Source organism: Streptomyces sp. PA03-3a (assembly GCF_033792735.1).
Classification (GTDB): Bacteria; Actinomycetota; Actinomycetes; order Streptomycetales; family Streptomycetaceae; genus Actinacidiphila.
The window spans coordinates 42,798-64,321 of record NZ_JARAVM010000011.1 but is presented as its reverse complement, the minus strand read 5'-3'; the positions used below and the strand labels follow the sequence as shown (position 1 = coordinate 64,321).

Annotated in this window: 21 protein-coding genes; 9 read left to right on the top strand and 12 right to left on the bottom strand. The window is 74.0% G+C overall.

Annotation, left to right across the window (positions count from 1 at the left end; translation table 11 throughout):
- Positions 1–2: 2 nt before the first annotated feature.
- Complete coding sequence (locus tag PV342_RS15575; RefSeq protein ID WP_400798890.1) at positions 3–1,013, top strand: LacI family DNA-binding transcriptional regulator; 1,011 nt, start codon at positions 3–5, stop codon at positions 1,011–1,013.
- Between the two features lie 66 nt (positions 1,014–1,079).
- Here the strand turns inward: PV342_RS15575 and PV342_RS15570 are convergent, their stop codons facing one another.
- The 3 genes from PV342_RS15570 to PV342_RS15560 all read right to left on the bottom strand — a co-directional run bounded on the left by PV342_RS15570 (position 1,080) and on the right by PV342_RS15560 (position 3,952).
- Positions 1,080–2,195, bottom strand: a complete 1,116-nt coding sequence (locus PV342_RS15570) for a serine hydrolase domain-containing protein (RefSeq protein WP_500317498.1) — start codon at positions 2,193–2,195, stop codon at positions 1,080–1,082.
- Positions 2,196–2,270: 75 nt separating this feature from the next.
- A complete protein-coding gene (gene msrA / locus PV342_RS15565; RefSeq protein ID WP_400798885.1) occupies positions 2,271–2,915 on the bottom strand; it encodes a peptide-methionine (S)-S-oxide reductase MsrA in 645 nt (214 codons plus the stop codon).
- Positions 2,912–3,952 carry a hypothetical protein gene (locus tag PV342_RS15560; protein WP_400798882.1) on the bottom strand — a complete coding sequence of 347 codons (1,041 nt, stop codon included), beginning with the start codon at positions 3,950–3,952 and terminating at the stop codon, positions 2,912–2,914. The genes msrA and PV342_RS15560 overlap by 4 nt, the downstream gene beginning before the upstream one ends.
- 66 nt (positions 3,953–4,018) lie before the next feature.
- Here PV342_RS15560 and PV342_RS15555 point away from each other — a divergent pair, with 66 nt between their 5' ends.
- Positions 4,019–5,173, top strand: coding sequence for a cystathionine gamma-synthase (locus PV342_RS15555; protein WP_329186021.1), 1,155 nt, complete (start codon positions 4,019–4,021; stop codon positions 5,171–5,173).
- Positions 5,174–6,359: 1,186 nt separating this feature from the next.
- Here PV342_RS15555 and PV342_RS15550 read toward each other — a convergent pair.
- From PV342_RS15550 to PV342_RS15540, 3 genes are read right to left on the bottom strand one after another with little or no spacing between them, the layout of a single operon-like run.
- Positions 6,360–6,602 (bottom strand): hypothetical protein, encoded by a 243-nt coding sequence (locus PV342_RS15550; RefSeq protein ID WP_400798878.1) that lies wholly within the window; start codon positions 6,600–6,602, stop codon positions 6,360–6,362.
- Entirely contained in the window at positions 6,599–7,063 is a 465-nt protein-coding gene (locus tag PV342_RS15545; protein WP_386994238.1) for a sigma factor-like helix-turn-helix DNA-binding protein, read from the bottom strand. The genes PV342_RS15550 and PV342_RS15545 overlap by 4 nt, the downstream gene beginning before the upstream one ends.
- 32 nt (positions 7,064–7,095) lie before the next feature.
- Positions 7,096–7,590, bottom strand: coding sequence for a MarR family winged helix-turn-helix transcriptional regulator (locus PV342_RS15540; RefSeq protein WP_018561348.1), 495 nt, complete (start codon positions 7,588–7,590; stop codon positions 7,096–7,098).
- A gap of 232 nt (positions 7,591–7,822) precedes the next feature.
- On the opposite strand from PV342_RS15540, the gene ilvA reads away from it, so the two are divergent.
- The 3 genes from ilvA to PV342_RS15525 all read left to right on the top strand — a co-directional run bounded on the left by ilvA (position 7,823) and on the right by PV342_RS15525 (position 11,012).
- Positions 7,823–8,983 carry a threonine ammonia-lyase gene (gene ilvA / locus PV342_RS15535; RefSeq protein ID WP_500317606.1) on the top strand — a complete coding sequence of 387 codons (1,161 nt, stop codon included), beginning with the start codon at positions 7,823–7,825 and terminating at the stop codon, positions 8,981–8,983.
- Between the two features lie 212 nt (positions 8,984–9,195).
- Positions 9,196–10,158, top strand: a complete 963-nt coding sequence (locus PV342_RS15530; RefSeq protein ID WP_360998523.1) for an ATP-binding cassette domain-containing protein — start codon at positions 9,196–9,198, stop codon at positions 10,156–10,158.
- The gene (locus tag PV342_RS15525) at positions 10,155–11,012 is read left to right on the top strand and encodes an ABC transporter permease (protein WP_018561351.1); all 858 of its coding nucleotides are present in this window, start codon (positions 10,155–10,157) and stop codon (positions 11,010–11,012) included. The genes PV342_RS15530 and PV342_RS15525 overlap by 4 nt, the downstream gene beginning before the upstream one ends.
- An 85-nt stretch (positions 11,013–11,097) precedes the next feature.
- Here the strand turns inward: PV342_RS15525 and greA are convergent, their stop codons facing one another.
- Positions 11,098–11,595 (bottom strand): transcription elongation factor GreA, encoded by a 498-nt coding sequence (greA, locus tag PV342_RS15520; protein WP_018561352.1) that lies wholly within the window; start codon positions 11,593–11,595, stop codon positions 11,098–11,100.
- Positions 11,596–11,775: 180 nt separating this feature from the next.
- Positions 11,776–12,186, bottom strand: a complete 411-nt coding sequence (locus PV342_RS15515) for a DUF4307 domain-containing protein (RefSeq protein WP_391577503.1) — start codon at positions 12,184–12,186, stop codon at positions 11,776–11,778.
- Positions 12,187–12,292: 106 nt separating this feature from the next.
- Here PV342_RS15515 and mca point away from each other — a divergent pair, with 106 nt between their 5' ends.
- Positions 12,293–13,165: a mycothiol conjugate amidase Mca gene (mca, locus tag PV342_RS15510; protein WP_386994237.1), complete on the top strand. Its 873-nt coding sequence runs from the start codon at positions 12,293–12,295 to the stop codon at positions 13,163–13,165.
- A 4-nt stretch (positions 13,166–13,169) separates the two neighbouring features.
- Positions 13,170–13,448 carry a hypothetical protein gene (locus PV342_RS15505; RefSeq protein WP_400798864.1) on the top strand — a complete coding sequence of 93 codons (279 nt, stop codon included), beginning with the start codon at positions 13,170–13,172 and terminating at the stop codon, positions 13,446–13,448.
- 50 nt (positions 13,449–13,498) lie between these two features.
- Here PV342_RS15505 and PV342_RS15500 read toward each other — a convergent pair whose 3' ends face one another.
- Entirely contained in the window at positions 13,499–13,810 is a 312-nt protein-coding gene (locus PV342_RS15500) for a hypothetical protein (protein WP_018561356.1), read from the bottom strand.
- Between the two features lie 82 nt (positions 13,811–13,892).
- On the bottom strand, positions 13,893–17,054 hold the full coding sequence (locus PV342_RS15495) for a tetratricopeptide repeat protein (RefSeq protein ID WP_400798861.1): 3,162 nt from the start codon (positions 17,052–17,054) through the stop codon (positions 13,893–13,895).
- Positions 17,055–17,216: 162 nt separating this feature from the next.
- Between PV342_RS15495 and PV342_RS15490 the strand changes: the two genes are divergently transcribed.
- Positions 17,217–17,522 carry a hypothetical protein gene (locus tag PV342_RS15490; protein WP_500317494.1) on the top strand — a complete coding sequence of 102 codons (306 nt, stop codon included), beginning with the start codon at positions 17,217–17,219 and terminating at the stop codon, positions 17,520–17,522.
- Positions 17,523–17,592: 70 nt separating this feature from the next.
- Here PV342_RS15490 and PV342_RS15485 read toward each other — a convergent pair whose 3' ends face one another.
- On the bottom strand, positions 17,593–18,591 hold the full coding sequence (locus PV342_RS15485) for a helix-turn-helix domain-containing protein (protein WP_400798856.1): 999 nt from the start codon (positions 18,589–18,591) through the stop codon (positions 17,593–17,595).
- Between the two features lie 136 nt (positions 18,592–18,727).
- On the opposite strand from PV342_RS15485, the gene PV342_RS15480 reads away from it, so the two are divergent.
- Positions 18,728–20,758, top strand: coding sequence for a thioredoxin domain-containing protein (locus PV342_RS15480; RefSeq protein WP_400798853.1), 2,031 nt, complete (start codon positions 18,728–18,730; stop codon positions 20,756–20,758).
- A gap of 73 nt (positions 20,759–20,831) precedes the next feature.
- Here the strand turns inward: PV342_RS15480 and PV342_RS15475 are convergent, their stop codons facing one another.
- Positions 20,832–21,443 carry an acyl-CoA-like ligand-binding transcription factor gene (locus PV342_RS15475; RefSeq protein ID WP_433423311.1) on the bottom strand — a complete coding sequence of 204 codons (612 nt, stop codon included), beginning with the start codon at positions 21,441–21,443 and terminating at the stop codon, positions 20,832–20,834.
- Positions 21,444–21,524 lie beyond the last annotated feature (81 nt).

The following is a 21,524-nucleotide window of genomic DNA, read 5'->3' as shown; positions in this document are numbered from 1 at the left end:
GGATGGCCACACTCGCCGAGGTAGCCCGCCACGCCGGGGTCTCCGCCAGCACCGTCTCGTACGTCCTGAGCGGCAAACGGTCGATCTCCGAGGGCACGCGCCGGCGGGTCGAGCAGAGCATCCAGGAACTCGGCTACCACCCGCACGCCGGCGCGCGGGCGCTGGCCAGCAGCCGCTCGAACATCATCGCCCTCATGGTGCCGCTCCGTACAGACATGTACGTGCCCGTCATGATGGAGATCGCGATGGCCGTCGCCACGACGGCCCGTCAGCACGGCCACGACGTACTCCTGCTCACCGGCGAGGAGGGACCCACCGCGGTCCGCCGGGTCGCGGCCAGCGGACTCGCCGACGCGATGATCCTCATGGACGTCGAGCTGGAGGACGAGCGCATCCCGCTGCTGCGCGCCGGGGACCGGCCCGCCGTGCTCGTCGGACTGCCCGCCGACACCGCCGGACTCACCTGCGTCGACCTCGACTTCGCCGCCACCGGCGCGGTCTGCGCCGACCACCTCGCCGACCTCGGCCACCGCACCGTCGCCGTCGTGGGCGAGGCCGCCGCGGTCTACCAGCGCCACACCGGCTTCGCCGAACGCACCCTCCAGGGCCTGCGCTCCCGCGCCGCCGCCCGCGGACTCCGCCTCATCCACCGGCCCTGCGAGGGCGGTTACGAGTCCACCGCGGGCACCCTCTCCCGCATCTTCGAGGAACGGCCGGACACCACCGCGCTCGTCGTCCAGAACGAGTCGGCCATCGTCCCCCTCCTCGCGCTCCTGCGCCAGCAGGGCCGCGCCGTGCCCGAGGACGTCTCGGTCGTCGCCGTCTGCCCCGACCAGGTGGCCACCCAGGCCACCCCCCAGCTCACCTCGGTCGCCATACCCGCGCAGCAGATGGGCCGGCACGCGGTCGAACTCGTCATCGCCAAGCTCGACGGAAGCCCGAACGAGGAGGTCCGCCTCCTCGGCCCCGAACTCACGGTGCGCGCGAGCAGCGGCCCCGCGCCGTCCGTCTGACGACGGGCGGGGGCGGCGCCGGCGGGTGGCCGCCGCGTCACGGGCCGTCCGCACCCACGGGCGGGGTCAGCCCTTGCCCGCCCGCAGGCCCTGGAGCCCGTCGTAGGCGGCCATCACGAGTTCCAGGCCGCGGTTGTCGTCCGCGGGCTCGCGCATCTGGTTGGTCACGTACGCCACCGCCATGCGGGCCCCGGGGTCGACCATGACGAGCGAGCCGCCCCAGCCGCCCCACCCGAGGGAGTCGCCGAAGAGCCCGTAGCCCAGCCCCCAGCGGACCGGCACGCCCAGAAGGCGGTCCTCGCCGCTGAACTGCTCCTCGCGCGCCCGGTCGCAGCCCGCCCGCCACAGCAGCCGCACCCCCCGCACCGTTCCGCCGCAGGCCACCGCGGACTGCACGAGGGCGACCGAGCGCGCGTTGCCGAAGCCGCTCGCCGCGGGGATCTGCGCGCGCCGCCAGGCCACGCTGTTCCCGTCACGGAGCCGCACCGCGGTGCCGGACGTGGAGGACGGGTCGGCCCCGGGCGCGCTCGCGGCGTAGTCCTCGTCCCGGGACGGCGGAGGGACGGCGAGCGCCACCCGCCCGTCGTGCTCGGCCGGCACCCCGATGTGGAAGTCGGCGCCCAGCGGCCCGGCCACCTCCTCGGCGAAGAAACCGCCCACGCTCCGCCCGGTGACGCGCCGCACGACCTCGCCCACGAGATACCCCTGGGTGAGCGAGTGGTACCCGGCCGCACTCCCCGGTTCCCACTGCGGGGCCAGCGCGGCCAGACGCGCCGTGGCGGCCGGCCAGTCGTAGAGCTCGTCGATCGGCCCGTCCCAGTCGGGCAGGCCCGCGGTGTGCGACAGCAGATGCCGCACCAGCACCTTCTCCTTGCCCGCCGCGGCGAACTCCGGCCAGTAGCGGGCGACCGGCGCGTCCGGATCGAGGTCGCCGCGGTCGGCCAGGACCAGCGCGCACAGCGCGGTCATCGTCTTGGTGACGGACCAGACCCCGGTGATCGTGTCCCGCCGCCACGGGACCGTCCGGCCGGCGTCGGCGGACCCGCCCCAGACGTCCACCACCGGCTCGCCGTCCACGAAGACCGCGACGGAGCCGCCCGCGTCCCCCTCGTCCAGCAGTCCCGCCAGCGCGTTCGGCACCGCGGCGAACAGGTCGTCGTACGTGCCCTGGATATCGGCCATGCGCCGTATTAGCGGGTACCGGCCCGCCGGAGGCAATCGAATTTCCCGCCGCGGGCCGGGACCCGCGGGAAGGCCTCAGTCACCGGCCTTCGCGATGCCGACCGGGCAGGTCACGCCCGTCCCCTCGATGCCGCAGTAGCCGCCGGGGTTCTTGTCCAGGTACTGCTGGTGGTACGCCTCGGCGGGGTGGAAGGGGCCCGCGGGGACGATCGCCGTGGTGATGGTGCCGTGGCCCCTGGCGCGCAGGGCGGACTGGTAGGCCTCGCGGGAGGCGAGGGCGGTGGCGCGCTGCTCGGGGGAGTGGGTGTAGACCGCCGAGCGGTACTGCGTGCCGATGTCGTTGCCCTGGCGGTGACCCTGGGTGGGGTCGTGGGCCTCCCAGAACACCCGCAGCAGTTCCGCGTACGTGATCAGCGCCGGGTCGAAGACGACGCGCACGGCCTCCGCGTGGCCGGTCAGGCCGCTGCAGACCTCCTCGTACGTCGGATTCTCCGTGTACCCGCCCTCGTAGCCGACCAGGGTCGTCCACACGCCCGGCGTCCGCCAGAAGACCCGCTCGGCGCCCCAGAAGCAGCCCAGTGCGAAGTCGGCGACCTCCAGGTCGGCCGGGTACGGGCCGGTGAGCGGCCGGCCGAGCACGGTGTGCCGGACGGGCACCGTGTACAGGGGTGCGGGCCGGCCCGGTATCGCCTCCTCACGGGAGGGCAGGCGCGGCGTCAACGGGTGCGCCCCCGCACGGAGTCCCGCTCCAGCCCCGCGAGCGCCTGCGCCCGGTGGGCGGCGTACGAAGCGGCGGGGTCGGCGTCGTGGGCCCACGGGGCCGCCCCCGCGTAGCCGTCGACGGCGCGGAACTGCTCGACCGCCTCCGGGAAGCGCTCCGCGCGCAGCAGGAACGCCGCCAGCAGGTGCCGCACCACCGGCAGCACCGAGTCGGAGGGGGAGGCGTGCTCGGTGGCGTAGAGGGCGCCGCCGATGGCGCGGGAGACGACCTCGCTCTCGAAGAGGCTGCGCACCAGGATGACGTCCGGCAGGTGCGCGAAGACCTCGAAGAGCGGCAGCGCCGGCAGCAGGCTTCCCTCGGGCGCGGAGGAGGCGGCCCGCTCGGCGAAGTCGCGTGCGGCGTCCTCGGGGAGCCGGGCCAGGGCCGTCAGGTGGGCGCCCATGTGGTGCGGGGCACGGGAGACGATCTTCTCCCAGGCGGCGGCGAAGTCCCCGTCGGCGGCGAGCGCGACGATGTACGGCACGGGGTCGCCCGGCGCCAGCAGCGCGGCCTCGTCGGCGACCGTGCGGGCCTCCTCCAGGATCATCCGCACGTCCGGGGAGCCGGCCGGCTCGCGCCGGGCCCGCTGCACCAGGAACGCCGCGTGGACGGCCGCCCCGCCGGCGTCCTTGGCGTCCTCGACCCGCCAGGTGCGCAGCCACGCTCCGCCCGTGCCGGGGGACTGGGCCAGCTCGACCGCCGCGGCGCCCGCCAGGGTCTGCACCCGCTGCCAGCGCAGCTCGCCCTCGGCCGGGGTGCCCTTGAGGAGCGCGGCGACCGCGCGCCAGTCCTGGGTGCGCTGCGTCACGGTCAGCGCCTGCGTCAGCTCGTCGTCCGGTCCCGGCAGCCGGATGTCGATCTCCTCCCGGGGCACGAAGCCGTACCGGGCGGGATCGACCGCGGCGACGGCCCGCGCGCCGCGACCGCGCAGCATGCGGGGCACCAGCACGATCGCGGAGATCAGCAGAACGCCGTACAGCACCCACAGGAATTCCATGATGCACAAGCGTACGCGGGCCCGGCAGGCGCGTCCCGGCCCGCGGCGCGCACTACGCTCGGCGGTATGAGCGAGCAGCAGCACCAGAATTTCGAGACCCTCGCGATCCACGCGGGTCAGCCGGCCGACGACCGGACCGGGGCCGTCGTCACGCCGATCTACCAGGTCTCCACGTACAAGCAGGACGGGGTCGGCGGCCTGCGCGGCGGCTACGAGTACAGCCGTTCCGCCAACCCGACCCGCACCGCGCTGGAGGAGAACCTCGCGGCGCTCGAGGGCGGCCGCCGCGGCCTGGCGTTCGCGTCCGGCCTGGCCGCCGAGGACTGCCTGCTGCGCACGGTACTGAAGCCCGGCGACCACGTGGTCATCCCCAACGACGCCTACGGCGGCACCTTCCGCCTGTTCGCCAAGGTCGTCGAGCGCTGGGGTGTGCGGTGGTCGGTCGCCGACACCTCCGACCCGGCGGCCGTCCGGGCCGCGCTGCGCCCCGAGACCCGGATGATCTGGGTCGAGACGCCCAGCAACCCGCTGCTCGGGATCACCGACATCGCAGCCCTCGCGGACATCGCGCGCGGCGCGGACGCGCGGCTCGTCGTCGACAACACCTTCGCCAGCCCCTACCTGCAGCAGCCGCTGGCGCTCGGCGCGGATGTCGTCGTGCACTCCACCACCAAGTACATGGGCGGGCACTCGGACGTCGTCGGCGGCGCGCTGGTCGCGGCCGAAGCGGGGCTCGGCGAGGAACTGGCCTACCACCAGAACGCGATGGGCGCCGTCGCCGGCCCCTTCGACGCGTGGCTGGTGATGCGGGGCATCAAGACGCTCGCCGTCCGCATGGACCGGCACAGCGACAACGCGGCCCGGGTCGCGGAGCTGCTCTCGCTGCACCCGAAGGTCACCCAGGTCTACTACCCGGGGCTGCCCGAGCACGCCGGGCACGACATCGCGGCCAAGCAGATGAAGCGGTTCGGCGGCATGGTGTCCTTCCGCGTCGCGGGCGGCGAGGAGGCGGCCGTCGAGGTCTGCAACCGGGCGCGGCTCTTCACGCTGGGCGAGTCCCTGGGCGGCGTCGAGTCCCTCATCGAGCACCCGGGCCGCATGACGCACGCGTCGGTCGCGGGCTCCGCGCTGGAGGTGCCGGCGGATCTGGTGCGGCTGTCCGTGGGTATCGAGTCCGTCGACGATCTGTTGGAGGACCTCCGCCAGGCGCTGGGCGCGTAGCGCTGCACTGCGCCGCACCGTGCTCGGGGGGTGCCCCTCGCGGCCCGGTTGTCGTGTGCGGGTGCGTTGCGCCTGCGGCGGGCTGTCCCCCGCCCTCCCGCCCTCCCCCAGCCTTCGGCCGGGGGGACCCCCATCCGGCGCGGTTGGTGCGGGCCTCGCGCGTGCGTGGTGGGCCGGGGTCGGGGCCTCCGGGGCTGGGCATTCTGTACCGCATATTTATGTGCATGGCGGGCGGTACGTGTTGGTGCCGTCTGTGCCGCACAACACATACACGTCAGCGTCCAGAACGCCCACCCTCCCCCAGCCTTCGGCCGGGGGTGGCCCCAACTCCCCCGCCCCCTCCGTATCGTTCGGCGACCAACGGCCGGAGGGTGAAGGGGGACCACCCCTCCCCGCACCGCAGGAGACTGCCCCGAGCGGGGGGTCCCCCGGCCGCAGAGCGGGGGTGCACGCAGCCGTGGCCGGGGGCACCTCCGGCGGGACGGCTGGCGCACCTCGTCCACCGGCGCTCGCAGGACTCCGAAGGTCGCCAGGCGGCAGATCGCGACGATTGCCAGTGGTGGGACGCACCCTGGCTTCCGGCGGGCGGGCGACCCGCAACCAGGTTCAGTCTTGGGACCACACCGACCGCACCGAATGAGGCCGCCAGGGAGGGCAGGAACCCGCACGCGGCCGCTCAGCAGAGCATCAGCGCCCGCACGCGCTACCACCGGCATCGGCCCGAGCACCCCGAAAGACCTCCCTTCCGATCCACCCCATGACCATCGCGCGAAGCCGACGCGGGCCTCAGCCACCACCCCCGGCTCCCGCTGGGGGAATGCCGCCATGGAGGGCCTGACGGCCGTGGGCGTTCGGTAAGGCGCGTCCGGCGACCCCGGACGCCCCCTGATCACCCTCCGGCCGTCAGTCGCCCACGGATTCGGAGGGGGCGGGGGAAGTGGGGGCACCCCCGGCCGAAGGCTGGGGCAGGGTGGATGTTCTGGACGCTGCGGGCTACTTGTGTGCGGCAACCCCGGCCCGCCTTCTGACCCCCCTCCGGCCGTCAGTCGCCCACGGAGACGGAGGGGGCGGGGGAGTTGGGGGTCCCCCCGGCCGAAGGCTGGGGGAGGGAGGGCGGGTGGGCGACAGCCCGCCGCAGGCGCAAAACAACCCGCACACAACAACGCGCCGCAACAACCGACCCCGGTCACCACCCGGAGGGGGTCGTGTCGAGCGGTTCCGCCGCCGGCCACCACAGCGCCGCGAGGACGAGCGCGACGACGGCCCCCACGACGAGCAGCCCCCACAGCACGGCGTGCAGCACGCGGCGCCGGGCCAGGACGCGGCGGCCGCGTTCCGCGGCGCGCGGGGCGAGGTCCACGGGGACTCCGGGGTGCGGCCCGTCGAGCAGTCGGCGGACCTCGTCCTCCTTGCGGTCGTACGGGCTCATGACGCGGCCTCCCGGAAGCGGGGCGCCGCCCCGCCGCGGGGGCGCCGGCTGCGCAGGGCCGCGGTGGCCCGCAGGGTGATCGTCCGTACGCGTTCCGAGGGCATGCCGAGCTGCGCGGCGGCCTGTTCCTCGGCGATGCCCTCGTACAGCCGCAGCACGATCACCAGCCGCTCGCGCGCGTTGAGCACCCCGAGCACCCCGCCGCGGGGGCGCCGCCACCAGGGCCGGTGGGCGAAGCGGCGGACGATCTCGGCGCGGGTGAAGGCGTACGGGTCCTCGCCGCGCATCCGGAACCAGTCGGCGTAGGTGCGCGACAGGGCGGCGCAGAGCAGCTCGGTCCCCTCGGTCCGGTCCCCCGTGAGCAGGACGGCGACGTGCAGCAACCGCCCTGCCGCGCCCGCCGCGAAGGCCTCGAACTCGGCTTCGCGCAGGCGCTCCGCTGCCTCCCGGCGCTCTCCCACAGCGCCATGGGACGGCAGACGGCCACCTCAGGTCAAGAGTTCTGCTCGTCTCCCTGCGTGACGGACGAGTGGTACTGCGCCAGCGCGGAGTTGAACCGGCCGAGGAGGTCGGTGAAGGACTCGCGCTCCTGGGGCGTCCAGTCCTCGGTCACGACCTCCATGAGCCGCTGCCGCGAGCTGCGGACCTCCTCCAGGCGCGAACGCCCGCGCGGGGAGAGCGCGAGCACGACCGCCCGCCCGTCCTCGGGGTGGGAGGTGCGCTTGACGAGGCCGCTGTCGACGAGCGGGGCGACCTGCCGCGTGACGGTGGACGAGTCGATGCCCATGCCCTCCGCGAGCGCCTTGACGCCCATCGGGCCCTCGTTGTCCAAGCGGTGGAGCAGCAGGTACGCGGCCCGGTCCATGGAGTTGCGGGCCTTGCCGACGCCACCGAGGCGCGTCTGTTCCGCGCGGCGGGCGAAGAGCGCCACCTCGTGCTGCAGGCGCTCCAGGAGGTCGGTCGTGATCTCCGAGGGGGGAATGGGCATGGCCGGAAGCTCGCGTTCTGTCGGTCCTGCGAAGGTTGGGAGAAGAGTACGCGGAGAGCGTCATCCCAGGACCCCGCCGCGGAAAACTCCTCTGCCGGTCCGGGTGCCGGCCGCTGCTGCAAGACTGGGGACCATGGAAAGCCCCGCAAGTCAGGCCCGTCGCACGACCCGCGCGACGATTGGCACGCGGCCGTGCCCGGTCACCATCGACGATGTGCGCGGCGCGCACAAGATGCTGTCCGGCGTGGCCCGTGTGACGCCGATGGAGGGCAGCCGGCAGTTGTCCCGTCTGGTGGCCGTGCCGGTGCACCTGAAGTGCGAGAACCTGCAGCGCACGGGCTCGTTCAAGGTGCGCGGCGCCTATGTGCGGATCGCCGGTCTGCGGCAGGAGGAGCGCGCGGCGGGCGTGGTCGCGGCGAGCGCCGGAAACCACGCGCAGGGCGTCGCGCTGGCCGCGTCGCTGCTCGGGGTGCGCTCCACCGTCTTCATGCCGTCCGGCGCCCCGCTGCCGAAGGTCGCGGCGACCCGCGACTACGGGGCGGAGGTGCGGTTGCACGGGCACGTCTTCGACGAGACGCTGCGCGCCGCCCAGGAGTACGCGGACGAGACGGGCGCGGTCTTCATCCACCCCTTCGACCACCCGGACATCGTCGCGGGGCAGGGCACGGTGGGTCTGGAGATCCTGGACCAGTGCCCGGAGGTGCGCACGATCGTCGTGGGGATGGGCGGCGGCGGCCTCGCGGCCGGTGTGGCGGTGGCGGTGGAGTCGGTGCGTCCGGAGGTGCGGGTCGTCGGCGTGCAGGCGGCAGGCGCGGCCGCGTACCCGCCGTCGCTGGCGGCGGGGCGGCCGGTGGCGCTGGACTCGGTGGCGACCATGGCGGACGGGATCAAGGTGGGCCGCCCGGGGGATGTGCCGTTCTCCATCGTCCGGGATCTGGTGGACGAGGTGCGCACGGTCACCGAGGACGAGCTGTCCGCCGCGCTGCTGCTCTGCCTGGAGCGGGCGAAGCTGGTGGTCGAGCCGGCCGGGGCGAGCCCGGTGGCGGCGCTGCTGTCGCGGCCGGAGTCCTTCGAGGGGCCGGTGGTGGCCGTGCTGTCCGGCGGCAACATCGACCCGCTGCTGATGGAGCGCACCCTGCGGCACGGCATGGCGGCCGCCGGGCGCTACATGTCCTTCCGGCTGCGGCTCACGGACCGGCCGGGGGCCCTGGCGGCACTGCTGGAGATCCTTTCCGCGAGTGACGCAAACGTGCTGGACATCGCACACGTCCGCACCGATCCTCGGTTGGGGCTGACCGAGGCCGAGGTGGAGCTGCACCTGGAGACCCGCGGTCCCGAGCACCGGGCGGCCGTGGCGGAGGCGTTGCGGACGGCAGGGTACGTGCTGCTCTGAGGCTGTTCGGGCCGGATTGTCAGTGGTGTGCGGCATGGTGGAGTCGGGTGTCGTGGACGCGGGACGGCGCGTGAGGGCGGAGCGCGAATAAATCCGCTTGACGCGATATATCGCGTCTGGGATGCTCGCGACACATCGTGGTGCGCTGCCGCATGGCCGTGTGCCGCACCCCATTGTCCCCATGCACCCCAGCCCCGAATCGGAGACATCGCATGCCAGGCGCCATCCATGCCGAAGGTCTGGTGAAGACCTTCGGCGACGTACGGGCACTGGACGGAGTGGACCTCGACGTCCCTGAGGGGACCGTCCTGGGCCTCCTCGGCCCCAACGGGGCCGGGAAGACGACCGCCGTGCGCGTCCTGACCACCCTGCTGCAGCCCGACAGCGGCAAGGCGGTCGTGGCCGGCATAGACGTGCTGAAGCACCCCAACGAGGTGCGCCGGCAGATCGGCCTGTCCGGCCAGTTCGCGGCGGTCGACGAGTACCTGACCGGCCGAGAGAACCTGCAGATGGTCGGCCAGCTGTACCAGATGAGCGCCCGGGACGCGAAGGCCCGTGCGGCGGAGCTGCTCGAGCGCTTCAACCTCGCCGAGGCCGCCGACCGCACGGCCAAGACCTACTCCGGCGGCATGCGGCGCCGGCTCGACCTGGCCGCCGCGCTGGTCGTCAGGCCGCCGGTGATGTTCATGGACGAGCCGACCACCGGCCTCGACCCCCGCAACCGCCTCGCGCTGTGGGAGGTCATCCAGGACCTGGTCGCCGGCGGCACCACGCTGCTGCTCACCACGCAGTACCTGGAGGAGGCCGACCACCTCGCCCACGACATCTGCGTGATCGACCACGGCAAGGTCATCGCCCGCGGCACCTCGGACGAGCTGAAGGCCCGGACGGGCGGCGAGCGCGTCGAGGTCGTCGTCCACGACCGCGACCACCTGGTGACCGCCACCGAGGTGCTGGACGGCTTCGGCAAGGGCGAGACCACCGTCGACAACCACACCCGGCGGATCACCGTCCCCGTCTCGGGCGGCGCCAAGCTGCTCGCCGAGGTCATCCGCGAGCTCGACACCCGCGGCATCGAGATCGACGACATCGGTCTGCGCCGGCCCACGCTCGACGACGTGTTCATGTCCCTCACCGGCCACGCCGCCGAGGAGAAGGAAGAGGAGTCCCAGTGACCACGGTGACCGACGCGGTCTCCACCAGCGCGCCGCGCACCTCCAACGCGATCGTGCAGTCCGTACGCGACTCGCTTGTGGTCGCCCGGCGCAATCTGATCCGCATGCTGCGCATCCCCGAGGTCGTGATCTTCGGGCTCGTGCAGCCGATCATGTTCGTGGTGCTGTTCAGCTACGTCTTCGGCGGCTCCATGAACGTCGGAGGCTCCACCAGCCCCGCGCTCTACCGCGAGTTCCTGATGGCGGGCATCTTCGCCCAGACCGTGACCTTCGCCACCGCGGGCGCCGGCGCGGGCATCGCGGACGACATGCACAAGGGCCTCATCGACCGCTTCCGGTCGCTGCCCATGGCCCGCGGCGCGGTGCTCACCGGCCGCACGCTGGCGGACCTGGTGCAGACGGCCCTCACGGTCGTGGTGCTCGCGATCGTCGCCGTACTCGTCGGCTGGCGCGTCCACGAGGGCCTGCCCAAGGCGATCGCGGCGTTCGGCCTGCTGCTCCTGCTCGGCTACGCCTTCTCCTGGATCGGCGCCCTGATCGGCCTGTCCGTCCGCACCCCGGAGGCGGCCACCTCGGGCGGTCTGATCTGGCTGTTCCCGCTGACGTTCATCTCGAACGCCTTCGTGGACTCCAACCAGATGACCCCCTGGCTGCGGCACATCGCCGAGTGGAACCCGTTCAGCGCCACCGTGCTGGCCTGCCGGGAGCTGTTCGGCAACCTCCCGCCCGGCTACCGGACGCCGGACGTCTGGCCGATGCAGCACCCGGTACTCGCCTCGGTGCTGTGGTCGATCGTGATCATCCTGGTCTTCCGGACCCTGGCGGTGCGCAAGTACCGCTCGGCGACCGCCTGATCCCCGGCCCGCGGGCGCACGCCCGCGGCACGCAACGAGCCCCCGGCCGTGAGGCCGGGGGCTCGTCCGCGTTCCGGGGGCGGCGTCAGCCGCTGTGCGGCTTGGCGTCGAGGATCTTCACCGAGGCCTTCCTGCCGTTCGGCAGCTCGTACGAAGCGTCCTCGCCGATCTTCTTGCCGTTCACACCCGCGCCGAGCGGGGACTGCGGGGAGTAGGTCTCCAGCTCGGAGGAGACGTACTCGCGCGAGCCGAGCAGGAACTTCAGGGTGTCGTCCGGGTCGCCGTCGAAGGCGATCGTCACGACCATGCCGGGCGCCACCACGCCGTTGTCCGCCGGGGCCTCGCCCACCTTGGCGTGCTGCAGGAGCTGCGTCAGCTGGCGGATCCGGAGCTCCAGCTTGCCCTGGTCCTCGCGTGCCGCGTGGTAGCCGGCGTTCTCCTTGAGATCGCCTTCCTGGCGGGCTTCCTCGATCTTGGCGACGATCTCGGCGCGTGCGGGACCCGACAGATGCTCCAGCTCGGCCTTGAGCTGGTCGTACGCCTCCTGGGTCAGCCAGGTGACGTTCTCGCTGGTCTGGGTCACAGGTGCTCCTCGTCGGTACTCGAACTCGCTTGCTTACAAATGAACGCCCTACCCAGAAAGATGCGTCTTCGCGGGAGGGCGAAACCACGAGCGTAACAATTCCCCCCGACAAAGGGCGAGAGGGAAAGCATCAGGAGGCCATAGACCCAGGTCACGGGGCGAATGGCCGGGCAGGTCGGATCAGTCGGCGGGTTGGCAGCCGACCAGTTCCGCGGAAGTGCCGCGACTCGTGGTGCGAATGGTGACGACGGTGTCGATGCGACTGGTGTGCTGATTGAGGCGAACGTCCTTACGGCCGACCTCGCCGTGGTCCTCGGCGAGCGAACGCAGGGTGCACACCGCCGTGACCCCGGCGTCCTTGCGCACCTCGATGTGGGCCTGGACCTCCTGGTCGGTCACGACCTTGAACTTGATCACCTCGGCGCTGACCTCGCTGCCGGTGAGCTTGTCCCAGCCGATCCAGCCGACGAACAGCAGCAGGACGACACCGAGCACCGAGCCGACCAGCCGCAGCCTGCGGTCCGCGCGCGCGTCGGCGTCGGCACCCCGCCCGTAGCGTCCCTCGGGCAGTCCGTCAGGCCCCGCGCTCATCATCCAGTCCTCCCGGGGCCCGCGGAATCCCGCCTTGGAATCAAACAGCCCCTCGCTTCGGTCACTATAGAAGCCGCTACTTACGACCCATGACTGAGGACCGACCTTGACCGAGCAGCTGCGACTGATGGCCGTGCACGCACACCCCGACGACGAGTCCAGCAAGGGCGCGGCCACCATGGCCAAGTACGTCTCCGAGGGCGTCGACGTCCTGGTCGCCACCTGCACCGGTGGCGAGCGCGGTTCCGTGCTCAACCCCAAACTGCAGGGCGACACGTACATCGAGGAGCACATCCACGAGGTCCGCGCCAAGGAGATGGACGAGGCGCGCCAGATTCTCGGCGTCCGGCAGGCCTGGCTCGGCTACGTCGACTCCGGGCTCCCCGAGGGCGACCCGCTGCCCCCGCTGCCCGAGGGCTGCTTCGCCCTCCAGGACGTGGACGAGGCCGCGGGCACCCTGGTGAAGCTCATCCGCGAGTTCCGCCCGCACGTGATCACCACGTACGACGAGAACGGCGGCTACCCGCACCCCGACCACATCATGACCTACAAGATCTCGGTGGTCGCCTTCGACGCCGCGGGCGACCCGGAGCGCTACCCCGAGGCCGGCGAGCCGTGGACTCCGCTGAAGCTCTACTACAACCAGGGCTTCAACCGGCAGCGGACCGTCGCCCTGCACGAGGCGCTGCTCGCCCGCGGGCTGGAGTCCCCGTACGGCGAGTGGCTGGAGCGCTGGCAGACCGCCGACCGCCCGGAGCGCAACATCACCACGCATGTGCCGTGCGCGGACTTCTTCGAGATCCGGGACAAGGCGCTGCTCGCGCACGCCACCCAGATCGACCCCGACGGCTCCTGGTTCCACGTCCCGATGGAGCTCCAGAAGGAGGTCTGGCCCACCGAGGACTACGAGCTCGCCCAGTCCCGGGTGGACACCTCCCTCCCCGAGGACGACCTCTTCGCGGGCATCCGGGAGAATTGAGCGCGTGAACGCGACATTCGGCTCTGCCGCAGCCCAGCTCGTCCCCCTGGCCGCCAAGGACCTGGACGAGAACAAGGTGACGCCCGGTCTCCTCGGCTTCGTCATCTTCGCCCTCATCGGCTTCTCCCTGTGGTGGCTGATGAAGAACATGAACAAGCAGTTCAAGAAGATCGACTTCGAGGAGCAGCCGCAGCGGACGGAGCAGTCGGAGCCGCACTCGGAGCGGGCCGAGGCCGCCTCCGCCGCCTCCGGCTCCGAGGGCCCGGGCAGCCGCAAGGGCTGAGGCACGCCGCCGCACCCCCTTCCCGCCCGGGAGGGGGTGCGGCGGCACGCTCACCGCGGCGCGGCGACCGTCACCCGTGTGAAGAGCAGCGGGACGCCCTCGTCGTCCGAGCGGGTGTACGAGGTCCGCACCGCGACCACCCGCACGTCGTGGCCGTGCACGGCGACGTGCCCGCCGACGGCGGGGACGGGGAGCATGCCGCTGGAGACGATCACGGCGAGGCCGTCGTCGGCGCCGTCCGGTGCCTCCCACGCGAAGGTGATCGTGTGCCGCACCGGGCTCTCGTGGTAGACGCTGGCCTCGCGCGGCAGCGCAAGCTCCCGGTCGCGGATGGGCTGGAGCTCAGCGGGCAGCCGGTCCATGGTTCGTCCTCTCGCGGTCGGTCCCCGTCGCGATTGTCGCCCGCGGGACGCCGCACGGCCGGTGACACGCTGGGCCGGGCCCTCAGCCCTCCACCGCCCGGTCCACCGGTACGGCCATCACCATGCGGGCGCCCCGCGACGGCGCCATGCCCAGCCGCCAGGCCTCCCACGGCGTGCCCGGCTCCACACCCCGCTCCAGCAGCAGGGCGTAGGCCTCCGCGTACTCCTGCAGGTCGAGGTCGCGCCCCACGTACACGTCGTCCGCCAGCCGGGCGAGCCGCTCTCGGGCCTCGGCGGCGCCCTCGCGCGAGAGCAGCGGCAGCAGCGTGCACTGCAGGAACCGCGCCCACGCCAGGCCGCGCCGGTCGTCGATGCCGGCGAAGAGCCGCTCCGCCTCCCGGACGAGTTCCAGGGCCGCCGGGACCCGGCCGTTGCCGGCGTCGATGACGGCGAGCTCCACACAGGACCAGCCCTCACCGTGCGGCACCCCGGCGCGGTGGAAGTCGGCGCGGGCGTCCTGCAGGAGCTGGCGGGCGAAGCCGCTGTTGCGCAGGTTGCCGGTGAGCGCCGCCCGCTGGTCGCGGGTGACGCGCGCCGAGTGGTGGCGGGCGCAGGCCAGCCCGTAGACGTCCCGCATCCGGCTGAACATGGTCCGGGAGCGCTCCAGGGCCCGCAGGGCCGCGTCCAGCTCGCCGCCCTCCTCCAGAGCCTGGCCGAGGTAGTACAGCGACCACGCCTCGCCGCGGGCGTCCTCGTTCGCCCGGTGGCGGGCCAGGGCCTCGCGCAGCAGGTGCTGGGCGGCGCCGGCGTCCCCGCGCAGCAGGCGGGCGCGGCCGAGCTGGGTGGCGGTCCAGGCCTCGCCGCGCGGGTCGCGGGTCGCGGCGTAGCACTCGCCCGCGGTGCGCAGCTCACGCTCGCCGCGCTCGGCGTCGCCGAGCCGCAGCAGCAGCTGGCCCAGTTGCAGGTGCGCCCAGGCCTCGCCGTGCACGCTCTCGCCCTCCCGGTGCAGCGTCAGCGACTCGGTCAGCAGCGCGTGCGCCTCCGCCAGCCGGCCGGCGTCGCGCAGTACCGCCGCCAGCGCGTGCTGCGTCCAGGCCCGGTCGGCCCGCAGCTCGTCGCCGGCCTGCAGCTCCAGCGCCTCCCGCAGTTTGGCCTCCGCCTCCCGCAGGCCGCCCTGCTGGTGCAGGGTGATGCCCAGGCTGCACAGGGCACGGGCCGCGCCCGCCGGGTGCTGCGCCTCGAAGTACAGATCGACCACCGACGACAGCGTGGAGCGGGCCTTGTCCAGCTCGCCGAGCTGCCGCGCGGCGATGCCGGTGCGCCACTGCACCGAGCGCACCAGCACCGACTGGTCCGCCTCCCGCTGGTGCGCCTGGGCCAGCTCGCCGATCTCGCCCAGCCGGTACAGGTCGCCGCGGAGCAGGCAGTAGTCGCACAGCGCGCCGAGCAGGTGCTGCACCACGCGCTGGTCGACGCCGTCGGAGTGCCGCAGCGCCGCGGTGATGAAGCTCGACTCCTCGTCCAGCCAGCGCAGCGCCTGGTCCAGCGAGGGGAAGCCCTGCGGGCCGAAGCGGTCGGCGCGGGTCGAGGTCCGGCCGTCGACCAGCCGGATGACCGCGTCCGCCAGTTCGGCGTAGCTGCGGATCAGCCGCTCCTGGGCGGCCGCCCGCTCGGCCGGTTCCTCCTCGTCGAGCAGGCGCGCGTGCGCGAAGCGCCGTACGAGGTCGTGCAGCCGGTAGCGGCTGCCGCGCACGTGCTCGATCAGACCGGCCGAGGCCAGTTCGCCCAGCCGCCGGGCCGCCTCCTGCTCCTCCGCCCCCAGCAGGGCCGCGGCGGCCGCCGCGCCGAGGCTGGTGCGCCCGGCGAGCGCCAGCCGCCGCAGCAGCCGGCGGGCCGGCTCGGGCTGGTCGTGGTAGCGCAGTGCCAGCGCCCGGTCGACCGGGCCGACCGGCCCGTACGCCGCCAGGTCGGCCGCCAGGCGCTCCGCGCCCCGGTCGGGCAGCGAACTGCCCGCGATGCGCAGCGCGAGCGGCAGGCCGCCGCACAGCCGCCGTACCGCGTCGGCGGGACCGGCGCCGTCCGCGGTGACGGCTCCGGGCGCGAGCCCGGCCAGCAGTTCCCGCGAGGCCTCCGCGCCGAGCGGGTCGACCGGCAGCGCGTAGACGCGGGCCGCCGGTACGTCGAGGTCGAGCGGTTCGGCGGACGTGACGAGGACCAGGCTGTCGGAGCGTTCCGGGACCAGGGCGCGGACCTGCTCGGGCCCGGCGGCGTCGTCGAGGACGATCACGACGGGTACGTCGGTGAGGTGCTTCTGGTACTGGTCGGCCAGGCGCCGCAGATGCTGCTCCTGGGAGGTGCGCTCACGGAACAGGAGCTGTTCACGGGGTGCGCCGAGCCGGTTGAGCAGGTGCAGCAGCGCGTCCCGCACGGGCAGCGGGCGCTCCCCGGGCGCGGCGCCGCGCAGGTCGACGACGCAGGCGCCGCGGAACTGGTCCCTGAGCTGCTGCGCGGCACGCACCGCGAGCGTGGTGCGCCCCGAACCGGCCTGGCCGTGCAGGACGACCACGACGGGCTCCGAGGCGGGGGAGACCCGCGCCTGGTGCACCCACTGGGCGATCTGCCGCAGCGGGTCCCGGCGTCCGGCGAACGGCCCCTCGATGGCGGGCAACTGGGCGAAGGACTGCTCCAGGACGCTGCGCCCCCGCGCGGCGGCGCTGCGGTCGGTGCGGCGCTGCGCCGGCACCTTCGCGGGGGCCGGTGCGGCGCGCCGGCGTTCCAGGAACGGCCGTACGCCGCGCTGTTCCACGGCCTCCAGCCAGGCCTGCCGCAGGTCCTGCGGCCGCGAGCCGCCCCCGCCCGTCGCCAGCGCGGCCGTCACGGCCGCCCCGGCGAGCGCCACCACGCCGCCCACGCCCAGCGCCGTGGACGTCGGGGTGCCCCAGCCGAGGTCCGCCACGCACGCCGCGACGGCGGCGACCGCGGTCACCAGCGCCGGGGTGACCAGCGACGACCGGCGGCCCGCGCGTTCCGCCGCCAGCGCGGCGGTGTACGCGGCGTATTCGTCGGCCGCCTCGGCCGCCAACTCGTCGACCGCCGCCCGTGCCTGCCGCAGCGCCTCCTCCGTCTCGCCGGAGCGGCCGCCCCGCGGCTCACCGGCGACGGCGCGTTCCAGCAGCCGTAACACCTCGGCGCGGTCGGACGTGCTCAGTTGCGTACGCCGTTGCGGCGTCTGCTTCGTCACCACTGGCCCCCTCGGTAGCCGCCCGCCCCCAAGTGTCCTGCCGAACACGCCACATCGCGACACCGCGTGCGCGGCCGGACGGGCCCGGACGGCCGGGTCCGGGGTCCGCGGACCCGACCGCCGTACGGGTTCCCGGCGGCTCAGGCGCCGTGGCGCAAGGGGCGCATGTCGCCCGGGCTGGACGAGTGGAACCGGGCCGAGACAGGACACCGCTTCGACATCCCGGTCCTGGTCCAGCGTCCGGTAGGCGCCGCCGAGTCGCCCGTCCGCACCTTCACCACCGAGGTCTCCTACGACGAGGGCAGGACCTGGCACCCGGCCGAGGTCAAGGGCTCCGGGGTGAAGCGCACCGTGACCGTGGACCATCCGCGCCGCTCCTCGGGCGGTTCGGTCGGCCTGCGCACCCACGTCGAGGACGCGGCGGGCAACTCCTTCCGGGAGACCGTGATCAAGGCCTACCTGCTCAAGTAGCCGCCGCACGGCGCGCACGGCATGGCGGGGCTCGCCGGATCCGTCCGGCGGGCCCCGTACCGCCGTCCGCTCAGAGCCAGTTGCGGCGCGCCGCGTGCCAGCCCAGCTGCATGCGGGTGGCGACGCCCGCGAGGTTCATCAGCCCCTGGACGCGCCGCTGGACGGTGCGCTTGCTCACGCGGAGCTGCCCGGCTATCGCCTCGTCGGTCATCCCGGCGACCATCAGGGACAGCAGGTGCCGGTCCTCCGCGACCGGCGCCGCGGGATCCGCCGGGCCCGCGCCCCCGATCTGCCCCTCCTCGGTCACCCGCAGCGGGGCGGCGACCTCCCAGTAGTGCTGGAACAGGTCGATGAGCGCCTCCAGCAGGCTGCTCTCCCGCACCAGCGCCGTCTTGAGCTGCCGGGGACCGGCCGGTGTGCCGGCGGAGGACAGCGGAAGGACGGCCAGCGACCGGTCGGCCACCGCCATCCGCAGGGGCAGCCGGGGCACCGCCCGGGCGACCTCGCCGGCGCGCACCCCCTTGACGACGTGGTCCACCGCGCCGGGGTCGTCGAAGTAGGCCTGCTCGTACAGGACCCGGTACAGCACGCCCCGCCCCAGCGCGTCGTACTCCTCCCGGTTGCTGCCCGCGGGCATCGCCACGTGGTGGGCCTTGCAGAACCACAGCATCTCGTGGCGGACACCGTCCTGGAGCTGCCGCAGACGCTGACGCAGCGCGGCGGCGCCGCTGATGACCTCGATCGCCTCCCCGGCCCCCCAGGAGCGCGCGCTGCGCCGGTAGGTCTCCACCAGCCCGAGCACCACCGCCCGGTCCTGCTCCAGGGCCTCCGCGTGGCGCTGCAACCGCGGTACGAGGGCCACCTCCGGAGGGATCACCGCGTACGCGCCGGGGCTCTCCTCCACCGCGTACGCCAGCCCCTTGGCCTCCAGGGCGAGCAGCAGGGCGCCGACCGCCGGGGGTCCGAGGCCGGTACGTCCGGAGACCTCCTCGGCCGAGGCCGACTCGGCGTCGAGCAGCAGCCGGTACACCTCGGCCTCGGCGGCCGTGAGACCCACCGTCTCCAGCATGTCGCCCTCTCCCCTCACCGTCCGGCGATCGATTCCATCAGCACGACCGGCCGCGGACAACGTCCGTTGCCGCGGGCAACCGGGATCGCCGCGCGGGTACGGGACGCCGGACGGGGCGATGTGTGAGGGTGGGGGCATGGCCAATCGACTGAGCGGATCCACGTCCCCCTACCTGCTGCAGCACGCGGACAACCCGGTGCACTGGTGGCCGTGGGGCGAGGCGGCCTTCGCGGAGGCACGCGAGCGCGGCGTGCCGGTGCTGCTCAGCGTCGGGTACAGCAGCTGCCACTGGTGCCATGTCATGGCCAGGGAGTCCTTCGAGGACGAGGCCACCGCCGCGTACCTCAACGAGCACTTCGTGCCGGTGAAGGTCGACCGCGAGGAACGCCCCGACGTCGACGCCGTCTACATGGAGGCCGTGCAGGCCGCGACCGGGCAGGGCGGCTGGCCGATGACGGTCTTCCTGACGCCGCAGGGCGAGCCGTTCTACTTCGGCACCTACTTCCCGCCCGCCCCGCGGCACGGCATGCCCTCCTTCCGCCAGGTGCTGGAGGGCGTCGAGGCGGCCTGGCGCGAGCGGCGCGACGAGGTCGGGGCGGTCGCGGCGAGCATCGTGAAGGACCTGGGCGGACGTTCGCTCGCCCTCGACGGGACGGCCGCCCCGGGGGAGGAGCAGCTCGCGGCGGCGCTGCTCGGGCTCACCCGGGACTACGACCCCTCGTACGGCGGGTTCGGCGGGGCGCCCAAGTTCCCGCCGTCGATGGCCCTGGAGTTCCTGCTGCGGCACCACGCCCGCACCGCCTCCGAGGGCGCGCTCCAGATGGTGCGGGACACCTGCGAGGCGATGGCCCGCGGCGGCATCTACGACCAGATCGGCGGCGGCTTCGCGCGCTACGCCGTGGATCGCATGTGGGTGGTGCCGCACTTCGAGAAGATGCTCTACGACAACGCGCTGCTCTGCCGGCTCTACGCCCACCTGTGGCGCGCCACCGGCTCCGACCTGGCCCGCCGGGTCGCCCTGGAGACCGCCGACTTCCTCCTGCGCGAGCTGCGCACCCACGAGGGCGGCTTCGCCTCCGCGCTCGACGCCGACAGCGACAAGCCGGGCGGCGGCCACGGCGAGGGCGCCTTCTACGTCTGGACTCCGGCGGAGCTGGAGGAGGTCCTCGGCAAGGAGGACGCGGCGCTGGCCGCCGAGTACTTCGGGGTGACGGAGGACGGCACCTTCGAGGAGGGCGCGTCGGTGCTCCAGCTCCCCGCCGACGCCGGGTTCGTGGACGCCGAGCGGATCGCCTCGGTGCGCGGGCGGCTGTTCGCCGCCCGGGAGGGGCGGCCCCGCCCCGGCCGCGACGACAAGGTCGTCGCCGCCTGGAACGGACTGGCGATCGCCGCGCTGGCCGAGACCGGGGCGTACTTCGAGCGCCCGGACCTCGTCGCGGCCGCCGTCGAGGCCGCGGACCTGCTGGTGCGGGTCCACATGGACGAGCACGGCCGGCTCGCCCGGACCTCGCGGGACGGCACGGTGGGCGGCAACGCGGGCGTGCTGGAGGACTACGCCGACGTCGCGGAGGGCTTCCTCACGCTCGGCGCGGTGACCGGCGAGGGCGTGTGGCTGGACCTCGCGGGGCTCCTTCTCGACTCCGTGCTGCGGCACTTCACCGGGGAGGACGGCACGCTCTTCGACACCGCCGACGACGCCGAGACGCTGATCCGCCGGCCGCAGGACCCGACCGACAACGCCGCCCCCTCGGGCTGGACGGCCGCGGCCGGCGCGCTGCTGTCGTACGCCGCGTACACCGGATCCTCGCGCCATCGCGAGGCCGCGGAGCGGGCGTTGGGCGTCGTGGGCGCCCTCGGCGGCCGGGTGCCGCGGTTCATCGGCTGGGGCCTTGCGGTCGCGGAGGCGGCGCTCGACGGCCCGCGCGAGATCGCCGTGGTCGGCCCGGCGGGCGACCCGGGCACGGCGGCGCTGCACCGCACCGCGCTGCTGGGCACCGCACCGGGCGCCGTGGTGGCCGTGGGGGAGCCCGGCGCCGGCGAGTACGCCCTCCTGGCCGACCGCCCGCTGCTGGGCGGCCGCCCCGCGGCCTACGTCTGCCGCCACTTCGTGTGCGCGGCGCCGACCGCGGACCCGCAGGCCCTGGCGGAGCAACTGGGCGCGCGCTGAGGTCGGGCGGGCGCCGCGCCTTTCCGCGCGGCGCCCGCCACGGACCCCGGGGACCCGTCTGCGCCGACACGGCCTAACGGCAGAGGCCGGCCGCGAGCAGTTCCAGCGAGCGGTCGAGGACGGCGCCGGGGTCGGCGGTGCCGTCCGAGTCGAGCCAGTGGAAGACGGCCTCGGACCAGGCACCCATCACAGCGGCGACGACGACCCGGACCTCGAGGTCGTCGTCGGGGCGCCCGAGCCGCTCGGCCGTGACGGAGGCCAGCAGCCGGCCTGCCTCCCGGATGCGCTCGCCCATGCGCGCGCGGACCGCGGGCACCGAGCGCACCAGGCGCAGCCGCTGCCGCAGCTCCTCCAGCGCGCCCTCGTCGGCGAGGACCCCGCGCAGCGGGCACAGCAGGGCGTGCCGCAGGGAGGCGACGACGGGCTCCTGCGCCGGACGGGCGCGCAGTTCGGCCACCATGACGGGGTCGTGGTCGTCCGAGAGGACGATGTCCTCCTTGGTGGGGAAGTACCGGAAGACCGTGCTGGCCGAGACCTCGGCCGCCTCCGCGATCCGCTCGACGGTGGTGCCGTCGTACCCCTGCGCCTCGAAGAGCCGGAGGGCGGCGCGGCGGATGTCCCGCCGGGTCCGGATCTTCTTGCGCTCGCGGAGGCTCGGTCCGGTCGGTACGGTCACGCTCGTCATTGTCGGGCATCGACGGTGCGCGCGGCCCCGTGGGCTGCGGCGGGCACGGGCGCCGGCCGCACTGGTGACAGTGACTACCAA

Excerpts from the sequence above, each read along its gene's own strand:
- PV342_RS15555 (WP_329186021.1), top strand. The coding sequence starts at position 4,019 with ATGAGCGAGCAGCAGCACCAGAATTTCGAGACCCTCGCGATCCACGCG.
- PV342_RS15485 (WP_400798856.1), bottom strand. The coding sequence starts at position 18,591 with ATGCTGGAGACGGTGGGTCTCACGGCCGCCGAGGCCGAGGTGTACCGG.
- PV342_RS15475 (WP_433423311.1), bottom strand. The coding sequence starts at position 21,443 with ATGACGAGCGTGACCGTACCGACCGGACCGAGCCTCCGCGAGCGCAAG.
- PV342_RS15530 (WP_360998523.1), top strand. The coding sequence starts at position 9,196 with ATGCCAGGCGCCATCCATGCCGAAGGTCTGGTGAAGACCTTCGGCGAC.
- PV342_RS15540 (WP_018561348.1), bottom strand. The coding sequence starts at position 7,590 with ATGCCCATTCCCCCCTCGGAGATCACGACCGACCTCCTGGAGCGCCTG.
- PV342_RS15575 (WP_400798890.1), top strand. The coding sequence starts at position 3 with ATGGCCACACTCGCCGAGGTAGCCCGCCACGCCGGGGTCTCCGCCAGC.
- PV342_RS15500 (WP_018561356.1), bottom strand. The coding sequence starts at position 13,810 with ATGGACCGGCTGCCCGCTGAGCTCCAGCCCATCCGCGACCGGGAGCTT.
- PV342_RS15560 (WP_400798882.1), bottom strand. The coding sequence starts at position 3,952 with ATGGAATTCCTGTGGGTGCTGTACGGCGTTCTGCTGATCTCCGCGATC.
- PV342_RS15480 (WP_400798853.1), top strand. The coding sequence starts at position 18,728 with ATGGCCAATCGACTGAGCGGATCCACGTCCCCCTACCTGCTGCAGCAC.
- PV342_RS15515 (WP_391577503.1), bottom strand. The coding sequence starts at position 12,186 with ATGAGCGCGGGGCCTGACGGACTGCCCGAGGGACGCTACGGGCGGGGT.
- PV342_RS15490 (WP_500317494.1), top strand. The coding sequence starts at position 17,217 with ATGTCGCCCGGGCTGGACGAGTGGAACCGGGCCGAGACAGGACACCGC.
- PV342_RS15570 (WP_500317498.1), bottom strand. The coding sequence starts at position 2,195 with ATGGCCGATATCCAGGGCACGTACGACGACCTGTTCGCCGCGGTGCCG.
- ilvA (WP_500317606.1), top strand. The coding sequence starts at position 7,823 with ATGCTGTCCGGCGTGGCCCGTGTGACGCCGATGGAGGGCAGCCGGCAG.
- PV342_RS15550 (WP_400798878.1), bottom strand. The coding sequence starts at position 6,602 with ATGAGCCCGTACGACCGCAAGGAGGACGAGGTCCGCCGACTGCTCGAC.